The 26,123-nt window shown below is 44.6% G+C and carries 25 protein-coding genes; 20 read left to right on the top strand and 5 right to left on the bottom strand.

Features of this window, described 5'->3' with window-relative positions; translation table 11 throughout:
* Positions 1-174: 174 nt before the first annotated feature.
* The 8 genes from ACVA53_RS19495 to rmf all read left to right on the top strand — a co-directional run bounded on the left by ACVA53_RS19495 (position 175) and on the right by rmf (position 15,016).
* Positions 175-5,004 carry an NAD-glutamate dehydrogenase gene (locus tag ACVA53_RS19495; protein WP_255044527.1) on the top strand — a complete coding sequence of 1,610 codons (4,830 nt, stop codon included), beginning with the start codon at positions 175-177 and terminating at the stop codon, positions 5,002-5,004.
* 293 nt (positions 5,005-5,297) lie between these two features.
* Positions 5,298-6,308, top strand: a complete 1,011-nt coding sequence (gene pyrD / locus ACVA53_RS19500) for a quinone-dependent dihydroorotate dehydrogenase (RefSeq protein ID WP_446505997.1) — start codon at positions 5,298-5,300, stop codon at positions 6,306-6,308.
* Between the two features lie 260 nt (positions 6,309-6,568).
* A complete protein-coding gene (locus ACVA53_RS19505; RefSeq protein ID WP_255044529.1) occupies positions 6,569-7,114 on the top strand; it encodes a cell division protein ZapC in 546 nt (181 codons plus the stop codon).
* 1,207 nt (positions 7,115-8,321) lie between these two features.
* A complete protein-coding gene (gene rlmKL / locus ACVA53_RS19510; protein WP_255043959.1) occupies positions 8,322-10,460 on the top strand; it encodes a bifunctional 23S rRNA (guanine(2069)-N(7))-methyltransferase RlmK/23S rRNA (guanine(2445)-N(2))-methyltransferase RlmL in 2,139 nt (712 codons plus the stop codon).
* Positions 10,461-10,718, top strand: coding sequence for a glutaredoxin family protein (locus ACVA53_RS19515; protein WP_255043960.1), 258 nt, complete (start codon positions 10,461-10,463; stop codon positions 10,716-10,718).
* Positions 10,705-12,627, top strand: a complete 1,923-nt coding sequence (gene uup, locus ACVA53_RS19520; RefSeq protein WP_446505998.1) for an ATP-binding cassette ATPase Uup — start codon at positions 10,705-10,707, stop codon at positions 12,625-12,627. The genes ACVA53_RS19515 and uup overlap by 14 nt, the downstream gene beginning before the upstream one ends.
* Positions 12,627-14,672, top strand: a complete 2,046-nt coding sequence (locus ACVA53_RS19525; RefSeq protein WP_446505999.1) for a DUF3466 family protein — start codon at positions 12,627-12,629, stop codon at positions 14,670-14,672. Before uup ends, ACVA53_RS19525 begins: the two co-directional genes overlap by 1 nt.
* A gap of 170 nt (positions 14,673-14,842) precedes the next feature.
* A complete protein-coding gene (rmf, locus tag ACVA53_RS19530) occupies positions 14,843-15,016 on the top strand; it encodes a ribosome modulation factor (RefSeq protein WP_255043963.1) in 174 nt (57 codons plus the stop codon).
* A gap of 266 nt (positions 15,017-15,282) precedes the next feature.
* On the opposite strand, the gene fabA is transcribed toward rmf, so the two are convergent.
* Together fabA and ACVA53_RS19540 are read right to left on the bottom strand one after the other, a co-directional pair.
* Positions 15,283-15,798 (bottom strand): bifunctional 3-hydroxydecanoyl-ACP dehydratase/trans-2-decenoyl-ACP isomerase, encoded by a 516-nt coding sequence (fabA, locus tag ACVA53_RS19535; protein ID WP_255043964.1) that lies wholly within the window; start codon positions 15,796-15,798, stop codon positions 15,283-15,285.
* 68 nt (positions 15,799-15,866) lie between these two features.
* On the bottom strand, positions 15,867-17,555 hold the full coding sequence (locus ACVA53_RS19540; RefSeq protein ID WP_446506000.1) for an AAA family ATPase: 1,689 nt from the start codon (positions 17,553-17,555) through the stop codon (positions 15,867-15,869).
* A 219-nt stretch (positions 17,556-17,774) separates the two neighbouring features.
* On the opposite strand from ACVA53_RS19540, the gene matP reads away from it, so the two are divergent.
* The 3 genes from matP (at position 17,775) to ACVA53_RS19555 (ending at position 19,137) form a co-directional block, all read left to right on the top strand.
* Positions 17,775-18,227, top strand: coding sequence for a macrodomain Ter protein MatP (gene matP / locus ACVA53_RS19545; RefSeq protein ID WP_255043966.1), 453 nt, complete (start codon positions 17,775-17,777; stop codon positions 18,225-18,227).
* A 133-nt stretch (positions 18,228-18,360) separates the two neighbouring features.
* Positions 18,361-18,666, top strand: a complete 306-nt coding sequence (locus ACVA53_RS19550) for a DUF3634 family protein (protein ID WP_255043994.1) — start codon at positions 18,361-18,363, stop codon at positions 18,664-18,666.
* 78 nt (positions 18,667-18,744) lie between these two features.
* Positions 18,745-19,137 carry a PPC domain-containing DNA-binding protein gene (locus tag ACVA53_RS19555; protein WP_255043967.1) on the top strand — a complete coding sequence of 131 codons (393 nt, stop codon included), beginning with the start codon at positions 18,745-18,747 and terminating at the stop codon, positions 19,135-19,137.
* A 432-nt stretch (positions 19,138-19,569) separates the two neighbouring features.
* Here ACVA53_RS19555 and ACVA53_RS19560 read toward each other — a convergent pair whose 3' ends face one another.
* Complete coding sequence (locus tag ACVA53_RS19560; RefSeq protein ID WP_446506001.1) at positions 19,570-19,842, bottom strand: hypothetical protein; 273 nt, start codon at positions 19,840-19,842, stop codon at positions 19,570-19,572.
* A 259-nt stretch (positions 19,843-20,101) separates the two neighbouring features.
* Here ACVA53_RS19560 and ACVA53_RS19565 point away from each other — a divergent pair, with 259 nt between their 5' ends.
* Positions 20,102-20,827, top strand: coding sequence for a flagellar brake protein (locus ACVA53_RS19565; RefSeq protein ID WP_255043969.1), 726 nt, complete (start codon positions 20,102-20,104; stop codon positions 20,825-20,827).
* 57 nt (positions 20,828-20,884) lie between these two features.
* On the opposite strand, the gene ACVA53_RS19570 is transcribed toward ACVA53_RS19565, so the two are convergent.
* Positions 20,885-21,268: a response regulator gene (locus tag ACVA53_RS19570; protein ID WP_446506002.1), complete on the bottom strand. Its 384-nt coding sequence runs from the start codon at positions 21,266-21,268 to the stop codon at positions 20,885-20,887.
* A 1,000-nt stretch (positions 21,269-22,268) separates the two neighbouring features.
* Between ACVA53_RS19570 and ACVA53_RS19575 the strand changes: the two genes are divergently transcribed.
* The 5 genes from ACVA53_RS19575 to ACVA53_RS19595 all read left to right on the top strand — a co-directional run bounded on the left by ACVA53_RS19575 (position 22,269) and on the right by ACVA53_RS19595 (position 24,684).
* Positions 22,269-23,045, top strand: coding sequence for a phosphotransferase (locus ACVA53_RS19575; RefSeq protein ID WP_255043971.1), 777 nt, complete (start codon positions 22,269-22,271; stop codon positions 23,043-23,045).
* 177 nt (positions 23,046-23,222) lie between these two features.
* Positions 23,223-23,402 (top strand): hypothetical protein, encoded by a 180-nt coding sequence (locus ACVA53_RS19580; RefSeq protein ID WP_446506003.1) that lies wholly within the window; start codon positions 23,223-23,225, stop codon positions 23,400-23,402.
* A 229-nt stretch (positions 23,403-23,631) separates the two neighbouring features.
* A complete protein-coding gene (locus tag ACVA53_RS19585) occupies positions 23,632-23,853 on the top strand; it encodes a hypothetical protein (protein ID WP_446506004.1) in 222 nt (73 codons plus the stop codon).
* A gap of 336 nt (positions 23,854-24,189) precedes the next feature.
* A complete protein-coding gene (locus tag ACVA53_RS19590) occupies positions 24,190-24,444 on the top strand; it encodes a single-stranded DNA-binding protein (RefSeq protein WP_446506005.1) in 255 nt (84 codons plus the stop codon).
* 27 nt (positions 24,445-24,471) lie between these two features.
* On the top strand, positions 24,472-24,684 hold the full coding sequence (locus ACVA53_RS19595) for a hypothetical protein (RefSeq protein WP_446506006.1): 213 nt from the start codon (positions 24,472-24,474) through the stop codon (positions 24,682-24,684).
* Positions 24,685-24,755: 71 nt separating this feature from the next.
* Here the strand turns inward: ACVA53_RS19595 and ACVA53_RS19600 are convergent, their stop codons facing one another.
* Entirely contained in the window at positions 24,756-25,019 is a 264-nt protein-coding gene (locus ACVA53_RS19600; RefSeq protein WP_446506012.1) for a transcriptional regulator, read from the bottom strand.
* 144 nt (positions 25,020-25,163) lie between these two features.
* Between ACVA53_RS19600 and ACVA53_RS19605 the strand changes: the two genes are divergently transcribed.
* The 3 genes from ACVA53_RS19605 to ACVA53_RS19615 all read left to right on the top strand — a co-directional run.
* On the top strand, positions 25,164-25,400 hold the full coding sequence (locus ACVA53_RS19605; protein ID WP_446506007.1) for a hypothetical protein: 237 nt from the start codon (positions 25,164-25,166) through the stop codon (positions 25,398-25,400).
* Positions 25,397-25,669 (top strand): hypothetical protein, encoded by a 273-nt coding sequence (locus tag ACVA53_RS19610; protein ID WP_446506008.1) that lies wholly within the window; start codon positions 25,397-25,399, stop codon positions 25,667-25,669. Before ACVA53_RS19605 ends, ACVA53_RS19610 begins: the two co-directional genes overlap by 4 nt.
* On the top strand, positions 25,666-26,123 hold a 458-nt coding region (locus ACVA53_RS19615; RefSeq protein ID WP_446506009.1), incomplete at its 3' end, for a 3'-5' exonuclease. The genes ACVA53_RS19610 and ACVA53_RS19615, both read left to right, overlap by 4 nt.

Here is a 26,123-nt window from a genome sequence, read left to right on the forward strand (position 1 = left end):
CGATTTTTTCCTGCTTAACCAGAGTAATTAGCGTAACCATCTCGCAACAAAACCCCCTACAATAGCAGTCACGCAGGAGAGCGTATTCCGGCGGTATGTTCCCAATACCCAACCGTTGGATACTTTATAAAAACTCTATACTTGATTGATAATATATAATGATGGAGCATTGCTATGACCGCACCTGACCCTATTGTGCCGGTACTGCTTGAGAAAGTGTATGACTTAATCCAGGATAAGATTGAGACACCCCAGCAGTCATTAGTAGAAGTGTTTGCTCAGCAGTTGTTAGGACAACTGGCAGATGATGATCTGCTTCAAAGGAATGAATCTGACCTTTATGGTGCTGTACTGAGTTTATGGCATCACCTTGTAAAAAATAAGCCTGACCAAATATCTGTTCGTGTCTATAACCCGACACTTAGCCGCTATGGCTGGCAGTCACCTCATACCGTCGTTGAAATTGTCACTCCAGACCGTCCTTTCTTGGTTGATTCTGTTCGTATGACCTTGACCCGTTTGGGGATTACTAGTCACATGATGCTTAATGGCCCGTATTTCTTTAAACGAAATGCAGAGGGCACAATTACTGAAGCATGTGGTAAGGACGGTAACCTACAAACACTTTTCCATATTGAGGTTGATCGCCTTAACGATAAGAAAGAGCTTGAAGCATTAAAACAAGAGCTAACACAAGTCCTTCAAGATGTCGATTTGGTGGTTAATGATTGGCAATCGCTGCAAACAAAAATGCAGGCGATTGTGAAAGAACTCAAGAAAGCCGACCTACCTGTTAATAAAGAGCACCGTGAAGAGGCCATTGCCTTCTTGGACTGGGTGACACATCACAACTTTACTTTCATGGGATATCACAAGTATGATCTTGTACCGATAGAAGGTGACTATGAATTGCGTCCTTGTGATGAACAAGGGTTAGGGCTGCTAAGCGATACCAGTAAAGTTAGAACTCTTCGCCTGTCACAACTTCCCGAGTCTGCCCGAATTGAAGCTCGCAAACCTGACTTGTTAATCCTCACAAAAAGCAATGGCAAGTCGAAAATTCACCGTCCAGCCTATACCGATTACATTGGCATAAAGCGTTTTGATAAAGAGGGCAATGTCATTGGTGAGCACCGCTTTACTGGCTTGTATGCTTCTACCGCTTACCATCAATCGACAATGAACATTCCGCTGATCAGTAACAAGGTTACGCGTATTTTAGAAGATAGTCGTTATCCGGCTGGATCACATTCGTGGAAGGCACTGAATAATTTACTCGAAACGTACCCGCGTGATGAGCTGATCCAAGCCAATGAAAAAGAGATGTTGGATGTCGGTTGTGGTGTGGTTCGTATGCAGGATAGGGATCTATTACGCTTGTTTGTTCGCCGTGATCCTTTTGGCCGCTTCTTCTCTTGCATGGTGTATGTCACGAAAGAACGTTATAACACCGAGTTACGACGTAAGACACAAGAAGTCCTGAAAGACTACTTTGCCTCAAAACAGGATGTGGAGTTCACGACTTTCTTTTCGGAAAGTCCGCTGGCAAGAACGCATTATATCGTGCGAGTCGAAAATAATAATTTCGATGTCGATATCAAAGCCATAGAACATAACCTGGTTGAAGCTGCTGCATCTTGGGATGATCGTTTAAGCGCATCGCTTATCGCGAATTTTGGTGAAAGTAGTGGTACATCATTGGCAAAAAATTATGGTAGTGCCTTCCCGCGCTCTTATAAAGAGCAGATGCTACCGGGTTCAGCCGTTGCCGATATCGAGCAACTAGAAAGCCTTAGCGAAGATAATAAACTGGGTATGCTGTTCTACCGCCCACAGGAAGAGGCGAGTGACTCCCGCTTTGTAAAACTGAAACTGTTCCACCGTGACGAGCCTATCCACCTTTCGGATGTTATGCCGATGCTGGAGAACTTGGGTCTGCGTGTGATTGGTGAGTCGCCGTATCAGGTGGTCACCAAGCGCGGAACGGTTTATTGGATCCTTGATTTCGCGATGCTACACAATGCCTGTAACGGAATCGATTTGAGTGAGGCGCGTGATCGCTTCCAAGAGGCTTTCTCGGCCATTTGGCATGGTGAACTTGAAAGTGATGGATTTAACCGATTGGTATTGTGCGCAAGATTAACCGGGCGTGAAATTACAATTTTGCGTAGTTTTGCTCGTTACATGCGACAGGTCGGTTTCCCATTTAGTCAGCACTACATTGAAGAAACGCTTTCAGGTCATAGTGATCTTGCAAGATCCTTGGTTGAGTTGTTCTCGTTGCGTTTCGATCCGAGCCGTAAATATTCGAAAAAAGCTGAAAGTACACTTATTGCTAAGCTCAATGAAAAGCTAGAGCACGTAGAAAGCTTGGATGATGATCGGATCATTCGCCGTTACATGGAGATGATCCTTGCAACGCAGCGTACCAACTATTATCAGCTTGATACCAACGGCCAACCAAAGCCATGGCTGTCTCTGAAACTTCGTCCATCGGAGATCCCAGAAATCCCGGCTCCGGTTCCTTTTTTTGAGATCTTTGTCTACGCACCAGATATTGAAGGTGTGCATCTGCGAGGCGGTAAAGTTGCCCGAGGTGGGTTGCGCTGGTCAGATCGCCAGGAAGATTTCCGTACTGAGATCTTGGGCCTTGTGAAAGCGCAGCAGGTGAAAAACACCGTTATTGTTCCGGTTGGGGCAAAAGGTGGTTTCGTTTGTAAGCGTCAGCCTCAGCTATCTACCCGTGAAGAAATTTGGGCTGAAGGACAGCGTTGTTATAAGCGCTTTATCCGTGCTTTGCTGGATGTCACAGATAACATCATCGACGGAGAACTGAATCCCCCTGTAAACGTGGTTCGCCATGATGAAAATGACCCGTATTTAGTTGTTGCCGCTGACAAAGGGACGGCAACCTTCTCTGATTTGGCTAACTCGGTATCTGAAGACTACAAATTCTGGCTGGGTGACGCGTTTGCTTCTGGCGGCTCGAATGGCTACGACCATAAGCAAATGGGGATCACCGCGAAAGGTGGTTGGGAGTCTGTGAAGCGTCACTTCCGCGAGTTGGGTATTAACTGCCAGACAACGGACTTCACTTGTGCCGGTATCGGTGATATGGCTGGAGACGTGTTTGGTAACGGCATGCTGCTATCAAAGCATATTCGCTTGGTCGCTGCCTTTAACCATATGCACATCTTCCTGGATCCAAACCCGGATGCTGCAAGTGGCTGGAAAGAGCGTGATCGCTTGTTTAACCTGCCTCGTTCTAGCTGGGAAGATTATGATTCAACGCTGATTTCGGAAGGTGGCGGTATTTTCTCCCGCCGTAGTAAGTCGATTAAACTTACCCCGCAGATCCAGAAACTACTGGGAACACGCAAGCAGAGCCTGCCACCAAACGAAGTGATCAAGTTGATCCTGAAAATGGAAGTGGATCTGTTGTGGAATGGGGGGATTGGTACCTACGTGAAATCAGAGTCTGAAACCCATACCGATGTCGGTGATCGTGCTAATGATGCATTGCGTATCAACGGCAGTGAGCTTCGTGCCCGCGTTGTGGGTGAAGGTGGCAACCTTGGTTTGACCCAGCTAGGTCGAGTAGAGATTTCGAAAAAAGGCGGGTTGGTCAATACTGACTTTATCGATAATGTTGGTGGGGTTGATTGTTCAGATAACGAAGTAAACATCAAGATCTTGCTGAACTCACTGGTTGCTAGCGGAGACCTAACGTACAAGCAGCGTAATGAACTGCTTGAGCGTATGGAAGATGAAGTCGGTGATATCGTTCTTGATGATGCTTATTGTCAAAGCGAATCGATTTCTGTGACCCAGCAGCAGCAAGTTCAGTTGCTTAAAGAGCAGATCCGTTTTATTCACCATCTTGAGAAAGAAGGCAAGTTGGATCGTGCGCTGGAATACTTGCCGGATGACGATACGCTGGCAGAGCGTGAGAAGTCAGGCGTGGGGCTCACCCGTCCGGAGCTCGCTGTGCTCGTGGCATACGGTAAAATGGTATTGAAAGAAGAGTTGGTGACGGAAGAAATCGCTAATGACCCTTATCATGCTCGTTTGTTACCGGCATATTTTCCGAAAGAGTTGAAAGATAAATACCGCAGCCATATGGAAAACCATCCGCTTCGCAAAGAGTTAATTGCGACCTCGCTAGCAAACCAGATGTCTAACGAAATGGGGTGTAATTTCGTCACCCGCCTTCAGGAAGAAACGGGAGCCACGATTGCAGAAATCTCCTCGGCTTATTCCGTTGGCCGAGAAGTGTTTAATTTTCAGCAGTACTTTGATCAGGTCCGGTCACTCGATAATGTGATCCCTGCGGAAGTGCAGTACGAAGTGCTTTATCGTTGCCGCAGAATGTTGCGTCGTGCGACCCGATGGATCCTCCGCAATCGTGATAGAAAGCTGGGCATCGAACAAATGATTGCGTTCTACCAACCGATTGTAAACAAGCTTCGCGAAAACCTAGAGCGTTACCTTGTCACGGAAGAGGTTCAAGAGCATAACGAGCAAGCTGATGTGATGATGAAGCAGGGGATCCCTGAAGATCTTGCGCATAATATTGCACGCTTGAGTAGTTTATACTCGGCAATGGATATTGCTCAAATTGCCGCCAACTCAGAAAAAGATCTTGATTTCATCTCTCGTGTTTATTTTGTTGTCGGGGCTGATTTGTCATTACACTGGTTCCTCAAGCAAGTCCACAATCAGCCTGTAGAAAACCATTGGCAGGCTCTGGCGCGTGCCTCATTCCGCGAAGATCTCGATTGGCAGCAGCGTCAGTTGACGCTGGCGGTAATCAGTAGTGGGTTAGAGGCTCCTGATGCAGAAAGCTTAATTGACAACTGGATGGGTGAGCATAAGTCCGCAATTCAACGTTGGAATACTGTACTCGCAGAGTTCAAAGTGGGTACAACGCATGAATTTGCTAAATTTTCAGTAGCACTTCGTGAGCTTATGTTGTTGAATTTAAACTGTAAAACAGTAGCATAGTGATATAAATAAGCTCTTTGGTTTTATATTTAACTGAAGCTTATAAATTTGAAGTAATCACTGTTCGAAAAGCCACCGTGATGTCTTTGGTGGCTTTTTTTCGATTGAAAGCCGGAGATATAAACGTTTGCTTTTCTCTTGAAAAAATAAAAGTATCCTTTTCAAGAGTCTAACCGAATATTTTATGGGCTAGCCCATTTTTTTCGGTATAAACATAAATTAGTCATTGAATTTAGGTACCAAAGTGTGAATAATGTTCTCCCGTTTACACGGGGCTTTTATTAGGAGGTACAATGATTTACCGCCTCGCTCGATCCGCTATTTTCAAGCTTGATGCAGAAAAAGCGCATGATCTAGCTATTCAGAACTTTTCTCGCTTTACCGGCACTCCTCTTGATCTTTTCTATCGTCAACACGTTCCTGATCGTCCTGTTGAAGTGATGGGTATCAAATTCAAAAATCCTGTTGGTCTGGCTGCTGGCCTTGATAAAAACGGCGAGTGTATTGAAGCATTTGGCGCAATGGGTTTTGGCTTTGTCGAAGTTGGAACCGTTACTCCACGTCCGCAGTCGGGTAACGATAAGCCTCGTTTGTTCCGTGTCATTCCTGCTGAAGGTATTATCAACCGCTTTGGGTTTAACAACCTTGGTGTTGATAACCTGATTGAGAATGTGAAGAAAGCCAAGTATGACGGTGTTATCGGCATCAACATTGGTAAGAACAAAGATACGCCGATTGAAAAGGGCGCAGAAGATTACCTAATCTGCATGGAAAAGGTGTATCAGCATGCTGGTTATATCACGGTAAATATCTCGTCACCGAATACTCCTGGCCTACGTACACTTCAGTACGGTGAAATGCTTGACGATCTGCTTGCTCAATTGAAAGAGAAGCAGAAGGAGTTGGCTGAAAAGCACGGTAAATATATCCCTCTAACGCTTAAGATCGCGCCGGATCTAGAAGATCATGAGATTAAGCAGATAGCTGAATCTTTGATCAAAAATAAGATCGACGGTGTCATCGCAACCAACACAACACTGGATCGCTCATTGGTCAAAGACATGCCGCATTGCGATGAGGCTGGTGGTCTAAGTGGTCGTCCACTTCAGAACCGCAGTACTGAAGTGATCCGTCTGTTGGCGGAAGAACTTGATGGTGCGCTACCTATTATTGGTGTCGGTGGCATTGATTCAGCAGTATCTGCTCGTGAGAAAATGGCAGCGGGTGCGAGTCTGGTACAGATTTACTCTGGTTTTATCTACCACGGCCCTAAATTGGTTAAAGATATCGTCACAAATATCTAATTATCAGTACAGTAAATGATCTCGAGAGAGAATCAGACATAAGCTACCTGCAAGAGAAATTTTGCAGGTACTTTTTTTATGCCGATTTCCTGTTTATCACCTTATCAATGGGGATTTTGTCAAACATACAACGTTTGTTATGTTTTTTTTTGAGTTTTCTTCCTCTTTTTATTTGCCTGTAGGGCAGTAGAATTTGCTCTAAAGTTTTGTTTGTTGTAGTGGATAAGCTTTGTAACAGATACGGATATGGAGCGGTGCTTATGTTAAAACCCAATAATTCATGGATGTGGTATTACGATCAGAAGTACGATGCTCTCATGTTGGATCTTGGTGATAACATGATTTTCCGCGTGGCTATTCCTACCAAAAACTTAGTTCCTTGTGCTTTTGCACGTACAACCTTTACGGTTGACGATGCATCTGTCTACCAAACCTTCCTCGAAGGAATGTCTATCCTGGACCTATCTGAACCGCGTAAAGTAGAGCTTGCATTAAATGCTGTAGCGGCAAGTCGTTTCCATAAGCCTCTTATGCCAAAAAGCTGGTTTTTTCATCAGCGCTCAAAAGGGCAGCAGCCTCAGCAGGGAGATATTGTCACTCTTTCAACCGAGCTCAGTGAAGGGCAGTTCCTTATAATTGAAAACAGTGGCTCTGCAAGCTTATGTATGATGGCTGATACAAACGCATTAGCGCTTAATCCCGCAAAAGAAATGGCCTTCTGTGAGACGATAAAGGTCATGAATGACCGTATGACGGCCTACCATGGGGCTGTAGAAGTGCCAATAACGCTTGCTTTGGTCGGATAATAGAGACTATTAATCCGATGTCGTGAGTCATTCCAGGTTTTACGGCGTATCTAACGTGGTCCACACACAGAAAACGACTCTGCCATCCTAGCTATCCCATGGCATTTATCTTGGTCGTTAATTCGAACTTTGAACTTCGAACGACAAAACCGTCGTGTAAAACTCCTCTCAAAATTGATTCTTCACTTATTTTGTCTGTTGCAGCCTAATCCTAATTCCTTCGTCTTTATTGCCTATGTCCCATTTAAAACCGAATAAAGCGACTTTAACCTCTCGAAGCTAATCTATTCTGCTTTTGTCTTGTCATTGCTGTATGTCACACGCTTTCTTAATCCAGCTGAGTTATGAGCGGTTGGAATCGCCTCGTGTGACCTTGTTATTTGAAAAGGGGTCTTGCGGGGCCGTTTCGTTAGATAAGAGATAGACTATTGGTATTTTTGCTGCTGATTTCTCAATAAAACTATTCGTTAGAAGGGTATCGCTTAAAGGGATGCGAAGAATACATGAACCCAGAATAAGCCTTTTCTTATTTTAGCTGTTTAATAAAGCGTCATTATTGGTGACACAAGTCTAAAATATTTATCTTTTTATCATTTTTTTTCTACCTCATTTCATCGGTGGTGGGCAAAAAAACACCGTAATTTCGCACCTGAAAACACTGTGAAATGAAAAAAACTTCCTCAATTTCCTTATTCATGTAATAAAATCACCTGCCAGCAACAAGCTGTCGTAGGCTTTTATTATATCCTCACGAGCATTAGTTCCTAGAAGGAAATACTGCTAGTGGTTAGGGTTGACCGTATAGGGTTGAAAGGTTTGCAGGTTAGTCAGCACCGACTTTGAATGGTTTATTTGCAGAAAAAGTATAACTGTAAGTTTTTGATTTTAAGTGGTTACGATGATTTGTTTCCTGTGGGGGATAATGGTGCTGGTGTTATATGTGGTATTTCACGAACGGTTGTTTACACTTGTGGATAATAGCTTTGCTTGCATTGTACACATGAGGAAACGTCAGTTGGGCCTTAGTTATTTGCAAAGGCGCAGGTACTCGGCGGCATCAAAGTCTAGAAGCGGAGAGTAATGTGACGTGTAGTTGCATTTGATTGCTGTTTTTTTAGCTAAATAACCGAGTTAGCACCTTTTATGACAAGGTATTTACTGGGTTTTCAGTTATAATTCACCGCAACATAAGTGTGAAAAGAAATCCATGAATCAATATTTAGCTATCACTTCACGAGGTCTTGAAAACCTCCTTGCAGAAGAACTTACGAAACTTGGCGCTGACAGCGTTCAGGTTGTACATGCTGGCGTCCGTTTTAAGGCCGAGCAAGCAACGGCTTACCGATGCTGTTTATGGACGCGAGTAGCATCGCGCATCATCTTGGTACTGAGCGAATTTAACGTTCGTGATGACATGGATTTGTATTTAGGTGCGGCTGCGATTAACTGGCCAAATTACTTTGGTAGTGACACCCGTATCATTGTTGACTTCAATGGTACCAACCGTGAAATCCGTAACAGCCAGTACGGTGCAATGAAAGTGAAAGACGCCATTGTCGATCGCTTTACCAAGGCTGATTTACGTCGTCCAAGCATTGATCGTGAACGCCCAGAGCTACGTATCCACATGCGTTTGTCTGGTGAGAAAGGTGTACTGGGCCTTGATATGGCCGGTAGCGGTCTTCATCAGCGTGGTTACCGTAGCGAAGCAGGTAAAGCGCCATTGCGTGAGACCCATGCGGCGGCATTGGTGATGAAGTCTGGCTGGACGCCAGAGAAGCCATTGCTAGACCCAATGTGTGGTTCGGGTACTTTGCTTATTGAAGCGGCGCTGATCGCGGCAAATATTGCGCCAGGTATCAAACGTCAACGTTGGGGCTTTGAGGCGATTAAAGACTTTGACCGTGAAGGTTGGCTTGAAATTCACGCTGAAGCGAAGGTAAAAGCCCGTCGTGGTCCTGCAAATGTCACAACTAAGTTTTTTGGTCGTGAAATGGACCGCCGCGTTCTCTCTATCGCGCGCGATAACGCAGGTCGTGCCGGTGTTAAAGATCTGATTGATTTTGAATATGGTGACGCGACTCAGCTTACATGCCCAGAGGGGTTCTCTGAAGGTGTGATCCTGTGTAACCCTCCGTATGGTGAGCGTATGGGGACAACGCCTGAACTGGTCTCTCTGTACAGTGAACTAGGTAACCGTTTGAAGCTTGCTTTCGCCGGCTCTACCGCTTCAATGTATTCATCTTCTAATGAATTGTTAAGTTGTTTGCGTATGCGTGCAGACAAGCAGTTCAAATTGAGCAATGGTGCGCTGGATTGTGTGCTGAAAACATACCAGATCACAGCCGGTGGTGTTAAGCATGTTGAAGGTGAAGCTGAAGGGCGCGTCGAAGAGAAAGAAGTCGCACCAGATTTTGCAAACCGCTTGAAGAAGAATATTACCAAGCTAAGCAAGTGGGCAAAGAAAGAAGGGCTGGAGTGTTACCGCCTCTACGATGCTGATCTACCAAACTACAATGCAGCGATCGATAAATATAAAGACTTCCTGATTATTCAGGAATACGCGGCACCTAAAACGGTTCCGGAAGAGACAGCACGTCGCCGTTTGATGGATATCATGCGCGCAACGATTCAGGTAACCGGTGTTGAAAACAACAAGGTTATCCTAAAAGTGCGTGAGCGCCAGAAGGGTAAGAGTCAGTATCAGAAGCTTTCTAGTGCTGAACGCCACATGATTGTGAATGAGTACGGCGTTGATCTGAAGGTTAATCTATACGATTACCTTGATACCGGCTTGTTCCTTGATCACAAGGTGACGCGTAAGCAGCTTGGTAAAATGGCTGCAGGTAAAGATTTCCTTAACTTGTTTGCTTACACGGGTTCCGCAACGTGTCACGCTGCTTGTGGCGGTGCGAAGTCAACAACAACTGTTGATATGTCCAATACTTATTTACGTTGGGCACAAGAGAACATGGAGCTTAATGGCCAAGTGGGCTCTCAGCACCAGTTTGTTCAAGCGGATTGTCTGCAATGGTTGCAAGAAGCGGATGGTGACTTTGATCTTATCTTCATTGATCCGCCAACGTTCTCAAACTCGAAGCGAATGAAGCAGAGCTTTGATGTTCAGCGTGATCACATCATGCTATTTGAGAACCTAAAACGTATGCTAAGACCAAATGGTCAGATAGTTTTCTCGAATAATAAGCGTCAGTTCAAGATGGACATCGAGAAACTTGAAGAACTTGGCTTACAAGCGAAGAACATTTCTGATAAAACGTTGCCAATGGACTTTAGTCGCAACAAACAGATTCATAACTGCTGGATCATTACCCACAAGGAAGATTAAGTGCTAATCACGCTTTATAGCACAGAAGGGTGTCATCTTTGCGAGCAGGCTTATAGCCTGCTCGTACAAGCTGGTGTAAAAGAGCACGTTCAAGTGGTGGATATCGCCTTTGATGACGTGCTTTTTTCTCGTTACGGCGTCACAATTCCTGTGCTCTCTATTCTTAATCCTGATTCAGACTCAAATAGCCCAGAACTCGGTTGGCCCTTCGATGCTAATGAGTTGGCACTATGGTTAAACAACAATGGCATTAATTAATATTAGTAACGCCCAATTGGCGTACGGTGATCACGCGCTGCTTGATAAAGCAGAATTTCTTCTACAGCCGAAAGAGCGTGTTTGTCTGGTCGGCCGTAACGGTGCTGGTAAATCCACTTTGATGAAAGTGATTGCCGGTGATGTATTGCTTGACGATGGCAGTATTCAGCGTGAGTCCGAGCTGGTTGTTTCGCGTTTAGAGCAGGATCCTCCTCGTAATGCAGAAGGGACCGTTTTTGATTATGTTTCAGAAGGTCTAGCAGAAATAGGGCAGGTATTGAAAGAGTACCACCACCTGTTGGATTTGATCACCCATGATCCTTCTGAGTCTAATTTCGCAAAATTAGGTCGAGCGCAAGAAAAAATTGATCATGCTGATGCCTGGCAATTCGATAACAAGATCTCATCGGTGTTGGAGCATCTTCAGTTAGAGCCAAATACATTGCTCAAAGATTTATCCGGTGGTTGGCAGCGTAAAGCCGCATTAGCGCGCGCACTGGTTTGTGACCCTGATATCTTGCTACTTGATGAGCCGACTAACCACTTGGATGTTTCTACTATTGAATGGTTAGAAGGCTTCCTAAAAGAGTTTAGAGGCTCGATCATCTTTATCTCGCACGACCGTGCGTTTATTCGCTCGATGGCAACCCGAATCGTCGACCTCGACCGTGGCCAGCTAGCGTCTTTCCCTGGTGATTACGATCAGTATCTCGAAGATAAAGAAGAGATGCTTCGGGTAGAAGCCGAGCAGAATGCTGAGTTCGATAAAAAGCTAGCGCAAGAAGAAGTGTGGATCCGTCAGGGGATCAAAGCACGTCGAACTCGTAACGAAGGACGGGTTAGGGCACTGAAACAGTTGCGTCGTGAACGCAGCGAGCGCCGTGAAGTGGTAGGCAAGGCCGACATGCAACTTCAAGATGCGCAGCGCTCGGGCAAAATCGTGTTTGAGGCTGAGCATATTAGTTATAGCTATGGCGACAAACCAATCATCAACGACTTCAGCTTCAATGTTATGCGTGGTGATCGTATTGCACTCATCGGTCCCAATGGTTGTGGTAAGAGTACGCTGTTAAAAATTATGCTGGGTGATCTTCAGTCACAGGGTCACTTTCATTGTGGTACAAAACTAGATGTAGCGTACTTTGATCAGTATCGCGAAGTCCTGGACCCTGAAAAGACAGTCATGGACAATCTGGCTGACGGTAAGCAAGAAGTGACGGTGAACGGCCGCACGCGCCATGCCCTCGGCTATCTTCAGGACTTCTTGTTCCATCCACGCCGTGCCCGTACCCCGGTTAAAGCGCTATCAGGTGGAGAGAAAAACCGCCTGCTGTTGGCGAAACTTTTCCTTAAGCCTAATAATTTATTGGTGCTAGATGAACCAACCAATGATTTAGATATCGAAACATTGGAACTTTTGGAAGATATTCTTGCCAACTATCAGGGTACTTTGTTGTTAGTGAGCCACGACCGTCAGTTCGTTGATAATACAGTGACAACAAGCTGGATTTTCGAAGGTAACGGTGTCATTGATGAATATGTTGGTGGCTACCACGATGCCCAGGAACAACGTGCTAATTCGCTGAGCCTAAGGGCGAAGGCACACGCTGCCGACATAGAGGCAGAAAAGAAAAAAGATGAGAACAAGCAGCGTCAGACTGAACGTCCTAAAGCAGGTAAAAAGCTCTCTTACAAACTGCAGAAGGAACTGGAAGATCTGCCGCTAAAAATTGAAGAACTGGAAAATGAAATTGCGCAGTTGCAGGAATTGATTAATGATCCTGCTTTCTTCCAGGACGTGAAAAATGACACTGAAGGCACGCTGAACCGTTTGGCGGAAGCAGAAGCTGAATTTGAGCAAGCATTTGAACGTTGGGAAGAGCTTGAGGCAATGCAGAAGGAAGCTTAATGCAACATAAGACATTAAAATTGTCAGCACTGGCCGTTTTGGTAGCCGGTGCGACAGGCGCTAACGCCGCTGTTTACCGTGTGGTTGAGGTTACGGACAACTCAGGTATTACGTCCCAAGATTATTACAGTAATTTGGATATTAACCAGGAAGTCGAATTTTACGGTCAGGGTATCACTGCATCTGCAGCTGGTGACAACTGTTTTGATGGTAGCTGTAATGATTCTGACTATTCAGTATTCGGTGAAAGCCGTTTTGGTGCTGATGGCATCAATTATCGTGATGAAGTGCCGTTTATTCTTGATAATATTCAACGTGTTAACGATGAAGATGATCTATACCGATACTGTGACAATAATTTAGGCCCGAATACTTGCCGTGAATGGGCGCGTACCCAGTTCTATGGTAATGGCTACAACACCAATGACATTTCAGATCGCAGTGGCTTCGGCGGCTTGATCCGTGAACAAGAAGCATGGAGCCAAAACTTCTTCTCCAATGCGACTGCCATTAGTGGTTTTGAATCCTTCTCTGCAGTTGAAACTTTTGCAGATGAGCAAACTAACTATGATACCGATGCAGTAGCGGCATTGGGGTCAATCGTTGATTCAGGCAATCATAAAACCACTAACAGTGTGATCAATGCTCAAGGCACAGCCGATACCGTTGGCGAATATACTTTGGGTGTGACAAGCGGTGCCTACTTCTACGACAACCAGCGCTATGCTCGTCAGTTTAACAAGCGTGGTTTTGTTAATCTTGGTGATGACAAGGTAGGCCTTGCTCCAGCCGGTACGGATTCACTGACAACAACTGCTGGCCAATCTCTAGCGTGGGATACGGTTGAATATAACGGCCAGCTGCTGGTTGTGGGAAGTGCGTCTTACGATCGAAGCGATTTTAGTGACAGTGACAACAAGGTGCCTAATAACCGTAGTAACCGAGATGATCCTACCTTTAGTGAGTCGGCTTTCAGAAATTGTCCGACAAGGTTTGAAGAAGGTCTAGACAGCTTCTACGGCACCAAAGAGTGTCAGCTGTCTGTATTTGCTAACGACGGTGTCTTCTGGACAGTTGACGGAACCACATCAAGTGTTGATGCTCAGCTGCTTTCAAAGAACGACCTAGCTACTTTGGACCCTGATAACAAGGACCGTTCATTCCAAGCCGGAGCACGAGCGGTTGAGCTTGTTAATGGTCAACCCGTTGTTGTTGGGTTTACCACCGATCGTTATGACAATGACTACTATGCGATGCGGGCGGCAATTTGGGAGCTTCCGGAAGACGCGACGAGTGTAACAGAAGAGGGCTTCACCAAAACGATAATACCGGGCCTTGAACTGGAAAGCAGTGGTGACCGTGTGCTGACCTATACGCTTGCGACCGGTATAAACAAGAATAATAAGGTGATTGGTGTTGCGAAAAACTTCCGTTCTGATAACCGTTCATACGTAGAGCGTATGTTTGTTTATGACAACGAAGAGAAGCCAAATGCACCGACATTTTTGGATACTTCCATCTCTGAATTGTTCTTCAATGGTGCCAATGGTCACCCAGGAGCAATTAATAACAATGATCAAATTGTTGGTCGCTTAGATGCTGAGTCAGTGAATCAGGTTGATGGTCGTTTCCGTCGCCAGCGTGCTTTTACCTATGCGATGGGCGATATTGAAGGCTCAGTTGCATTGAAGAAAGGTGATGTGTATTTCCTTGACGATTTGACCAATGATGGTGATGAGAACGGCACAGCGAATATGTACCGTATCTTTGATGCTACAGGCGTAAATGATGCAGGTGTTATCTCTGCAACAGCTTATAAGTGTGAAAGCGGCTACGACGATCTGACGACAAACTCTTTCTGTCAAGGTGGTGAGCCAGGTGTGGAGCGCACAGTGGCTGTGAAGCTTGTTCCGATTGTTGCTGATGATGAGCCGACAGTTCAGGAGCGGCCTAAGTCAGAAGTCAATATTGAACGTAGTGGTGCATCGCTTGGCATATTGGCAATGGCTTTCCTTGGCTTCCTAGGGTTCCGTCGAAGAAAGTAATTTTTTGTCAAAATTGGTCAAATTACACTCAGGCTCACAATTTGTGAGCCTGTTTTGTTTTCGTAGTTGATCTCTGCTTCTGTTTCGCTAATTCTTAATAGTGGAGACACAACATCTCCATCATTATGCAATAGTAATGAATGTAAATGATAAGGATGAGGATCGAACTTATGAAGAGACAAAAGCGGGATCGTCTGGAACGCGCACAATCTCAAGGCTATAGAGCTGGCATAAATGGACGTTCCAGTGAAGACTGTCCGTATCAAGCGACAGATGCCCGTACTAACTGGCTAGGTGGCTGGCGAGAAGCACGAGAAGATCTGCAATCTGGCCTGTTTAAATAATAAACCTCCCTTCATATCTCCCTTATTGAGCCCCTATTAGGAACAGGGGCTCTTTCTATTCTACAGGCCATGGCGATAAGCTGGGGGCAATGGGCAATGGACCAACACTTCATGTCTGCTAGTTCAGCATTCATTGATATTGATATAGTGACGGCGTAACTTTACGTGAACGTACTTGAATGGCATAGTGCCACTAGCCACTAGCCACTAGCCAGATACAAAAAAAGCCGCCATTGGCGACTTTTTGATAACTTGTTTACTGTTGCTTAGAAGTTTGACGTATCTTTGAATAGGCCAACTTTCAGATCTTTTGCGACGTAAATCTCTTTACCATCAACCAAGACACGGCCATCGGCAACACCCATGATGAGCTTACGGTTGATAACGCGCTTAAGCTGGATTTCATAGGTTACTTTTTTCGCTTCTGGCAGGATTTGACCAGTAAACTTCACTTCACCTACACCCAAAGCACGACCTTTACCTTCGCCGCCAGCCCAACCAAGGAAGAAGCCAACCAGCTGCCACATGGCATCTAGACCAAGGCAGCCTGGCATTACAGGGTCACCTTTGAAGTGGCAATCAAAGAACCACAGGTCAGGGCGGATATCTAACTCAGCATGGATGAAACCTTTGCCGTGGTCACCATCTTCATCGGAGATGTTTACAATACGGTCAATCATCAGCATGTTGTCAGATGGCAAGGAAGGGAAAGCTGGACCGTAAAGTTCGCCTTTACCACATGCAACAAGTTCGTCGTAATTATAAGATTGCTGGCGTTTCATCAGACTTTAAAACTCCTTAAAAAGTATGGAGGCAATTTAGCTTACACATGTACGCCAAACAACTCGGATCAGTTCTGGACCAACCAGTTACGGATGCGCGCTAACAAACCGATGTGCTTCACCATTTCACCGTTATGGAAGATATCAATGCGCTCTGCAATCTTTGCCAACAGAGTCTCTGCATCCTGATCATCGCTGCGGAAGGCTTGGCCGGTAAGTAGTGGTAGAGCATCATCAACACTTTCTGCGCTCCACAAGTGGAATTTCCCGTTTTTGATGGCATCGAGGATTTCATCATTGAGACATAGGTTAGTCATGTTTGTTTTCGGTAATATGACACCTTGGTTACCCGTTAGGCCGCGGAATGCACAAACCTGATAGAAACCTTCGATCTTTTCGTTAATGCCACCTACAGCCTGTACACGGCCAAATTGGTCAACAGCACCGGTCACAGCGATTTGTTGATTAAGAGGCTGCATTGATAGCGCAGATACGAGTGAGCATAGCTCTGCCAAAGAGGCACTGTCGCCATCGACTTCGGAATACGATTGTTCGAAAACAATAGAGGCGGAGAAAGGTAAAGGTTGGTCTAAATCCAATGCGGTACTGATAAATGCCTGCATGATCATCATACCTTTGGCATGGATATTACCGCCAAGCTCTGCTTTACGCTCAACATCCGAGATATCACCGTCACCAAAGTGCACCACACACGAAATTCGGGCAGGCTCGCCATAGGCGCGAGGGTGTCCCGGTACTTCAACGACAGTCAGCCCGTTGACCTGACCGACTTCTTCACCTTGGCAATCAATAAGTACCTGACCGTGATGGATATCTTCAATTGCACGTTCTGGCAAGTAAGACTCGCGATATTCACGCGCCTGTATTGAATCTCTCAGGTGCTGGGCAGTAATTTTCTGATCTTGCGACTCAAGGGCGGCTTCGCAAAGTAGGCTTTGGTGCCAAATAGGGCAAAGCGGCACGCGGGTTTGATCTTCGGCGTAACGGGCGCCTGTCTTTAGCACCATCTCTAGTGCTTGTGAGTCCGCCAGCTCTGGCAGTTTGGCTTTCTTGATAATGGCTTTGAGGTAAGCGAGATAAAGCGGAAGGTTATCCTTGTCAATGATCAAGTCCTGTTCGAACTCGCCATACATGGTAAAGCCCGAAGAGATGTCCGGTTCGGCATTCTCCAGCTCAGCCATCAGGTAACGGTCGCCAATCAGCACCAGTTTGATATTGAGCTGCTCTGCTGGTGGCAGAGGGTACAAGGACTTGTTTGAGGCTGCTTGCCATTCCAGCGTCCCATTCATCAAAATGCTTTTAAGACGAGGCCATAAACTTGGGTTCGCTAGGATAGCCGTGACAGAAAGCACTAAGTAGCCATTGTTGGCCTGGTGTACAAGCCCATGTTTTACCTGCTGCTTGCTGATGTTGTTTTCTTCAATCGGTGGATATACGGCACCAAAAAGGTTTTGATCGGTAACATTCTCGCCAGCGACGATGACCGGTGATTTATTGTGGGCTTCAGCTTGTTGTGAAATCAGCTCAATGACATAATCACGGTAAACCTTATTATCAGGTGCGGTAATACGTAATACTCGAGGTTGAAGTTCGACAGCAGTAAACCGGCGCACAGCATCTGATAGGCGATCTTGCAAGGTTCCTGTAGTCGCGGGAAGAAGATCATCATACTGTTCAAGGATGGCTTGGTACTGAGAGTAGTCTGGAGTCATCGAGCGCCAGTTTTGTTCATGCATGGGCGTGTGCTTTATTTCGTAATGTGAAAAGGTCAGCAGTATAAATGAATCAATGCCTGCATAATAGCTTAGTGTGTAATGTTATTGACTTCATTTGCAATTTGGTTGAGATCGACTTAAAAACAAATGCTTAAAGTTCAAAATGGAATTGAGCTTTAGGTGTCTTACAGTTACACTGTCACTACTTAAGTTTAGACTTATCGAGAACCCCTGACGACTATGAAATATCAGCAGCTTGAAAACCTTGAAGCCGGTTGGAAATGGAATTATCTAGTAAAGAAATGGAAAGAAGGTGAAGCGATCACCGGGTACATTGATACCAGTGAAGCAAAAGCAGCGGTTGATGGCCTCTTATCTATCGAACATGAACCAACCAAGGTGCTAAAGTGGATTGATAGCCATATGTCACCGGAGCTTGATAAAAAGCTTAAACAAGCTATCCGCGCCAAGAGAAAGCGCCATTTCAACGCCGAGCAAGTTCATACCCGTAAAAAATCTATTGATCTTGATTACCGTGTTTGGGAAAGGCTGGCGGAGAAATCCAAAGAGCTGGATTGTACCTTGTCTGACACCATTGAGTACTTGTTGAGTGAATCCAACAAGACGGAGGTGGCAAGTAAGCAGGTATTGGATCTCAAGCATGATCTCCATGAACTGCTTGATTTTGAATAGGCTAAGTAAAGAAAAGAACTAGAATCTAGATATAGCCTCTAGCTAAAGCGAAGATCTACTCAAAACCTTTTGAATTACCATTTTGTAGATCTAGGCATGAAAGGAACTTAGAGAGGAGCCAAGTATGGAATTTATGGGATTTGTGATTGTCCTTGCCATTGTTGTATTTATTTTGGTGTTTAAAGATCGGCCAATCATGGTGCTGACCTTTGAGGAGGGAAAACTCACTCAGCAGAAAGGTCAGATCCCAAATGGCTTTTTGGCCGGCTGCAAAGATATCGCGCATAAGCAGCCGTTTTCTGGCAAGATCAAAGTCTATAAGAATCGTTTTGCGACCAAACTGGTTTTTTCAAAGACGGTGCCAGCCAAGGTGAAGCAGCGTATCCACAATGTTTTTCCGCATAACGGCGGCTCAAAGAAGCGGGGAAGACGCGCTTAAAGTCGATTAGATTCGCAGACAATAAGCTCTCCAGCCAGGGGAGCTTTTTTGTATCTAACATCAATAGAGATTACCTATATGCTAACACCCCACGCGTTTCGTTTAACTCTCGGTACCGACCTGAAGTCGTCCATTTTGGCGTATGTGCAACAACAAGACATTAAAGCAGGCTCGCTGCTAAGTTGTGTTGGTTGCCTTTCCCACGCCTCTATTCGGCTTGCCAATGAATCAGAGAGCCTCGAACTAGCAGGGCCGCTAGAAATTCTCACCCTAAGTGGCACCTTAACGCCAGAGCATGTTCATTTGCATATCTCCGTGGCGGATAAATCAGGGCGTGTCTATGGCGGACACCTACAGGAAGGTTCTATGGTGTCTTATACTGCAGAGGTTTGCCTGGCAGAATATACCGATTTGTCTTTTACCCGTGAGCCTGACGCTACGACAGGCTTTACCGAGCTGGTGGTAAGATAACGGCTCCTTAAGTCATGGCTTTCCACGGCCGAATTCCGAGGGCCTTAATGCCGTATATACTTGTTACCATTAGCGGTATCTTATGCAGGTGATGAAGTTATGGATAAGGCCTCAGAGGTATTAATACCTTCCGGTTTGTCATTTCAGGAACAGTTTCAAGGGAATTACTGTTTTGGCTGTGGGGCAGAGAACCCACAAGGATTGGTAAAATAGCCGTAGAGGCTAAGCTAACGGCCGTGAGGGTGCCTGATTCTTGGATGACGGTATGATATTGCTCTTAGTGTTAGTTTGTTTCAGGTTTACTTGGAAGCGGCATTTAAAGCTATTCCAATGTGGCAGGCTGCGCTGGTGGCGGAAAAGTAAATCGATATATTGCAAAACAGCCGCAGAATTTCGATTCTACAGCTGTTAATTATTCGGCTTCGAGGAAGTCTATTTCGTTAGAGTACTTTTAGCATGGGAAACGGCTATATCAACTAAAGCCTGATGACTGGTTAGATAATGATGGATCTTTTGTTGCAGGTCGCTTAAGGCTTGCTCGGCTTTTATTCTATTTTCTTTCTCTTGTTCTAATTGCTTTCCAAGTTCAACGGCCATATAACCGCCTTTAATTAACGCTTTGGTTGTGACGTTGCTCTCAGTAATCGACTTTAGCTCTTCGATCATATAATAGTGCTGGTCAATATCTCTTATTGTAATAGCCATGTGCAGATAACGCGTAAAAGATAGCATTATGAGTTGATTGATATTTTTGTCAATGGTTTTGATGCTTTTCTCTCGAGGCTGTATCTTTGAGTTAAATATATTTTGCTATCAATTATGAGTGTGAAGCTAATGGGCAAAACTATGGTGTGCAGTGTTTTAATGCCAATACACGATAAATTGGCGGTGAAGGCTATTGTAGACACTGTTCGACAACGATTAGAATTCATTAATAAAGCGATAAAGGTAGTAAGGAATATTTGTGAACCAGCAACTGAGTCAGATAAAGCGTCGGGCGATGGAAAGTCGTACGAGGGAGCTATCTAAACCTTCACTACCAGGATTAATGGAAGTCTCTCATGGGAGCGAGATTACACTGAGCGTTAAAACACCGGTAGGGCAGCTCTATCAGGTGAGTTCAGTGTTTATTGGTACCAATGGTAAAGATAAACTGTTTATCGAACTGCCAAAGGTGACAAAGATTGAAAGAGAGCAATTTTTCCAGCTCGGTTATCGGGTGACCATTAAGGCTGTTTCTGAAAAAGGTGAAGGGGCTTTGGTTAATGTAAGAACCAAGCTCAGCCATATTATTACAGATCCCGTTCCGCTGTTAGTTGTTGATATTCCTCCTCAGATAAACGTTGTTCAGTTAAGAAAAGAACCGCGTTATAACGTTAGCCTCGAGGGTAAAATCGTTCTACCCAATCGCGTGGTGCATGTGGTTCTAAAAGATCTGTCTAGCTCCGGTTGCAGTTTCTATCTAGAAGCAAATGGTCCAACGATAGAGATCAATAGTCATTTGGCGATTGAAATAGTTCATCCTAGTACGGAACTAATGTATCCGCTATCGGGGAAAGTCTGTAATCATCAGCTGATGGGGGGGAATAAACAGCTTGGCATCGAGTTTGATGATCTCGGTCAGCAAGCTGTGAGGGAGTTAATGAGTAAGCTTATTTTTGATGGAGCTAAGCTTTCATTTAAGAAATAGGGTTGAGCGACAGTTAAATACGTTGTTTATCCATTACGTTGTAACGGGTGGAATGAACTAATCTTCACTCAATAGGAGTATATCCAGCTTTTCAAGGCAACGTTGAATTTTTTGCATCGAAAGCGGTTTGACCAAGTAGTCGTTTGGTTTATGGGAAATGACCCGTTTTACGGTATCAATGTCGCTGTCACCCGTTACGATAACCACAGGAAGAGAAGGATATTGTGTTTTGATATATTGTAATACCTCAATACCGTCTAAAGGTTTGTACAGATTCAGATCGAGAAAAACACAATCAACTGTATTTTTAAGCAAAGCGGTATAGGCTTGCTGTGCGGTAAGCGCATAATGTAATTTTTGAATAGGGACGCTTTTTCTTAGCAGCTCGGCCATGATTTTGGCCATCATCTTATTATCTTCAATGATGAGAAACTTATTCATACTGGTTTTTCCTTAAACTCATCGTATTTTTGCTAAGTACAACAACAAAGCTCTTCTATACCCATGTAGCGTTAAGTCGTTTGGTTAAGCGGGAATGGTATTAATATATATTATGATAGGGATAATATACGATCAACTTGTCTGAAGATGAACCATATTTTGATCTCTATTGCCAGAACCTACATGCTAGTGCACTATAATTTTTTCATTCGTTAACTATAATCAGCTTTAAGCGATATAAAAAGTAAGGCTTTTTGTGCGTTCTAAAAAGGGGACAATAGCGCACAGCCGCGTTAGACAGAAATATAGGTGACTCTATCTGCCGATTCGATCTGGATTGCATTTTTTACTGCTGGTGGCTGAACTTCAGCACTCTAACTTTATGCTTTAATCTCAACTTTTCTGCATGAGTACCCCATGAGGTACGATCATGGAAATCTATGGAATTATGAGTCATCGCCCACGGATACTGTTTCGTTGTACACCCATAAGAGGTTGTTCTCGTAAAATCTCTACGGATGTCAGTTATGCGTTGGGTTGGTGCTTCATATAAAAGCATAATGCACCATAACTTTTAATTTGATCCACAACAAATAACACAAATAGGGTAATTACCACCTCTAAGCAATGCATGCACTCGACACCAACCACAATATTGATAGGCGCAGGGGCGCCCAGTAATTCATCTGTGTCAGCATTGATCTTCTTAGGACGATTTTTTACCGAGATTATCGAGTATGCAGACATAGAAAATGCGAGCATTTAGATCAATCCCGCAGTAATAATCGCACTGTTGGTTATAAAATCTTACTGAGTCTTCTCCATATTGGGTTTAGTCGCCTTCTGATGGCTATGCTGTCGGAGAAGGCTCAATAAGTATCAAGGCCTTTACCACGGAACATTTTTGGTATGGGTTGTTTGTCTGTTTACGGTGGTCTTTTGGGGCGGACAACTTGTAGCGGCGTTATAAGCACAAGACAAATTACACATAAGGATATCGATGGAAGAGCTTCAAGGTGGACGCGAAGGTCATATTTTTCGCTCTGATAATAAGATTTATCGACCACGTGGCAAGTGGTCTGAAACTGTACAGTTTTTGTTGTCACATATTGCCGAACACGGCTTTAATTCGGCACCTAAGCCTTACGGTTTCGACGGCAAAAATAATGAGATATTGTCTTACGTGGAAGGCGACGTTTTCAATTATCCGCTGAAAGGTAATATCGCTACGACTGAAGCACTGACTTCTGCTGCAAAACTTCTTCGCTTATACCATGATGCATCTAGTTCGTTTTTATCAAAACATTCGAACCAACCAATGAAGTGGATGCTTCCAAGTCGGGAGCCAACAGAAGTTATCTGTCATGGGGATTATGCGCCTTACAATGTTTCGCTGATGGGCTCAGAAACAGTGGGGATTATTGATTTTGATACTGCGCACCCAGCACCGAGAACTTGGGATATCGCTTATGCTTTGTACTGCTGGGCTCCATTTAAAACTCATGAATATGATGCAATGGGTGACTTAGCATCTCAGTCGATAAGAGCCAAGCAGTTTTGTGATGCTTATGGTTTGCTTGACGTTGACCGCTTGGGTTTAGTGAATGCAATGATCGACAGGATTCAAGCTTTGGTCGACCATATGCACAATGAAGTCAGTAATGGTAACCAAGCTTTCATCGAAAATATCAACGATGGGCATCATTTGGCTTATCTGACAGACATTAACTACCTTAGCAGCCATCAGCAGTATATTATCGATGCATTGGTGAGTTAAACCGTTCTCGAGCCCAGAAATGGGAAGCCCCGCAGGCTTCCATCCCGACAATTGCAGGTGGAATGTAGGCAAACAAAACTAGGACTTTTGAACGAGTTATTGTTTTATGGAGCAGTATCTTGCCTTGTTCATACTGAACGGATGTTTGGCTAGATCAATAGTGACATGGTGGCCTTGATGACTATCGAGCAGACCATGGTGCACCATAACTTTGAATTTGACCCACAACAAGCTGAAAACGTAGCACAAAAAATAACACCGCTTATCGTGAAATACGGCGGTAATCCGCCACCATGGTTAGCTAGGTACATGGCTGTAGCTGCCATTGGTATGCTTGGGCTGTCTAGCAATATGTAAGTGCGTAGCCTCAAGATTAAAGATACTGAACTTGCCAAGAAAGAAGCATGACCAGCAGCAACAGGCCGCTTGAAACTACAACCTATCAACCAAAACAATGCGCTGAGTAATCATCATGTCTATGTGGTTGGCATGTCAGGCTAGGGCGCAAGTTCGGCCCGCACTCCATCAACATGTTCCAGCGTGGACGAGTTTCTGTATATCGAGGCGTTTACTGAATCAGTGTTGATTGCTACCGAATGTGGCGATTACCGTTGAGTACATGGGCGAGGCGGGGGCGGTTGGTTTTGGTCGCTACATTCCGCCAACGGATGGTCAGGAAGTTGCTATCACCCAAACGCCAACCGTGACCCTGTCACTCAACCAGCAGGTGAACATCGGCCAGTTCCACAAGTGGCATTGTTACTGGGCAGCAGGTTGTGATTACAGAGCTACCAAGGGTGAAATTTGAAAGTGGTCAGGCGGTTAGAGTCTATGCAACTACGCCAATTTTGACCAAACCCGTGGGTGGTGACGGCATTTCAGCCCGCAAACTACCCATTAAGAGTGGTATTTCACCAATAAATGCCAATGCATCACACTGTCACATTTTAATGAAAGCAGACTTAGCAAACACTCACGGAAAGTCATTAACGAGGGTTGGTAGTTGGCCGCAGGTGAACAGCTCAAACTTGAAACCACCGCCTTGAGATTTTCAGGTACCGACGGTGACACAGTTCAAATTATCGAGTTCATACGATGACAGGGAAATCATTAAAGGAGCGGCTGCCTGTAGGAGCCCACAAAAATGCATGTTATGAGTCATCTCGAACAATCCTGGCAAAGATGGAAGCCTCCAAGAACAATCTATGAGCAGGATGCTTATGCTCATTTGGGTGGACGTTTCCCGACATTGATGAAAGTACAATTACAAGAAAGCCAGCCAGCGTATCCGGCAGGTAATTATACCGTTCATAGCTCTAGTTTTATCGTGAACAAGTTTGGTAGCATTGAACTTAAACGGTTTGGCATGATGATCCAACCATTGGAGCCGGCATTATAATTAGCCGCAAACAAGAGTGCTGTGGGTATGACTGAAACTAAAGTTTACTTTGATGAAGTAACTCCAGAAATGATTTCTACATTTACTGAGCAAGATGGTTTTTACACATTCAAATCTTGGGAGGCACTTAATATCAGCTGTGCAACTGATTACGGTGATTATGATTTGGTAGAGTTAACGCCTGAGCTTTACAACGAAATGCTTGATTCAGGCGTGTTTGAAGGCCATGAACCAGATTAGACCCAGCTATAAAACTCAAACCCTTCTCAGTGCGCATTATGTACCATAGGGTAAAGCACTGATTTGTAAGGTTATGCGGGTTTTCCTTCACCTAAGGCGTTGATAAGGCGGGGGTTTTTATATTTGTCTTCAAGTAGCCCGTAAACTACTTTTTGATCATCAATTTCAAGTAAATCAGCGACTTGGAAAGCAACTTCCCAATCCATAGAGTTTAGTTCGTTTCTCCATTTACTCAAGCGAGAACGGCTTACCCCAATTTTCTGGGCAAGTTTATAGTCTGAGGGCAGGCCATACTTGCTTTTGACCATGTCTAACAATTCATTTGTGTAAGTCATCATTTACCCACGAAAATCCGTTATTTGTTAAATTTTAGGCTAACAAAATGTCTAAAACCACAGTTGAAGCCATGTTGACGTTTAATTGATATTGACTAATCCTATTGATGCATATCAAAAACTTGCTTGTATGGGGATGCAGACATGGAAAACGTCAAACAACCAATTTTAAATCCAATACACCAACCTTGCCCAGATATGGCTGGGTGTATTAATCCAAAACCTGAGCTCACTCAAAAATCTCTCGAAACCGTTCGCCAACTTCGTGAGAAGTTTGGCTTCAAAACCACCAAACAGCGTGCCAAGGAGCACAGCCAGTACCTCAAAGAATTAGCCATCTTTCAATACAACCGCGACTTGATGGCAGGGGGTGCAAAATGAATGTTCATAAAGAACTATATAAATTGTTCTATCAGGCCGAGCGCCTTAGCAGCGCAATCCTTTTTGAGAGATTTCGCGGGGGTAACTGTCCTCTTGATTCTTCGCAGGATGCGATACGAATGGCTTACATTTATGGCATTGATATCTGTGATTTGTTTAAAGTTCAAGCCGTTGCAACCGAAGTGATGTTTGATCGCAGAAAGCCAGAGTTTCAGCAGTCGCAAAGATTGCGGGATGCCATTGCTAAGCGTGAGGAGACATCAGCATGAAACCTATCAACTTAAACAATGCCGTTATTCTGGATACTGAAACCACTGGTTTATACGAAGATGCAGAAATTGTTGAACTATCAGTGATTGATGCTTTAACCCGTGAAGTCTTGATTGACACACTAGTAATGCCAGTTCAGCTAGTTCCCGGTGAAGCAATGGCAATCCACGGGATCACTAATCGCATGTTAGTGGGTTCATCAACATTTCCAGTTATCTACAAACAACTAGCCCAAGAACTAAAAGGCCGTGATGTACTGATTTACAACGCCGCCTTTGATGTCCGTTTGATTCGCCAAAGCCTCAAACGTTACGGCATTGATTTTATGCCATTCAAAACGCAATGCGTGATGGAATGGTATGCCGAGTTTTTTGGGGAGTGGAATGCACATCACGGCAACTTCAAATGGCAAAGCCTGACAAACGCCGCAATTCAGCAAGGTATTGATATTTC

The sequence above is a fragment of the Photobacterium sp. DNB23_23_1 genome, from assembly GCF_052873815.1.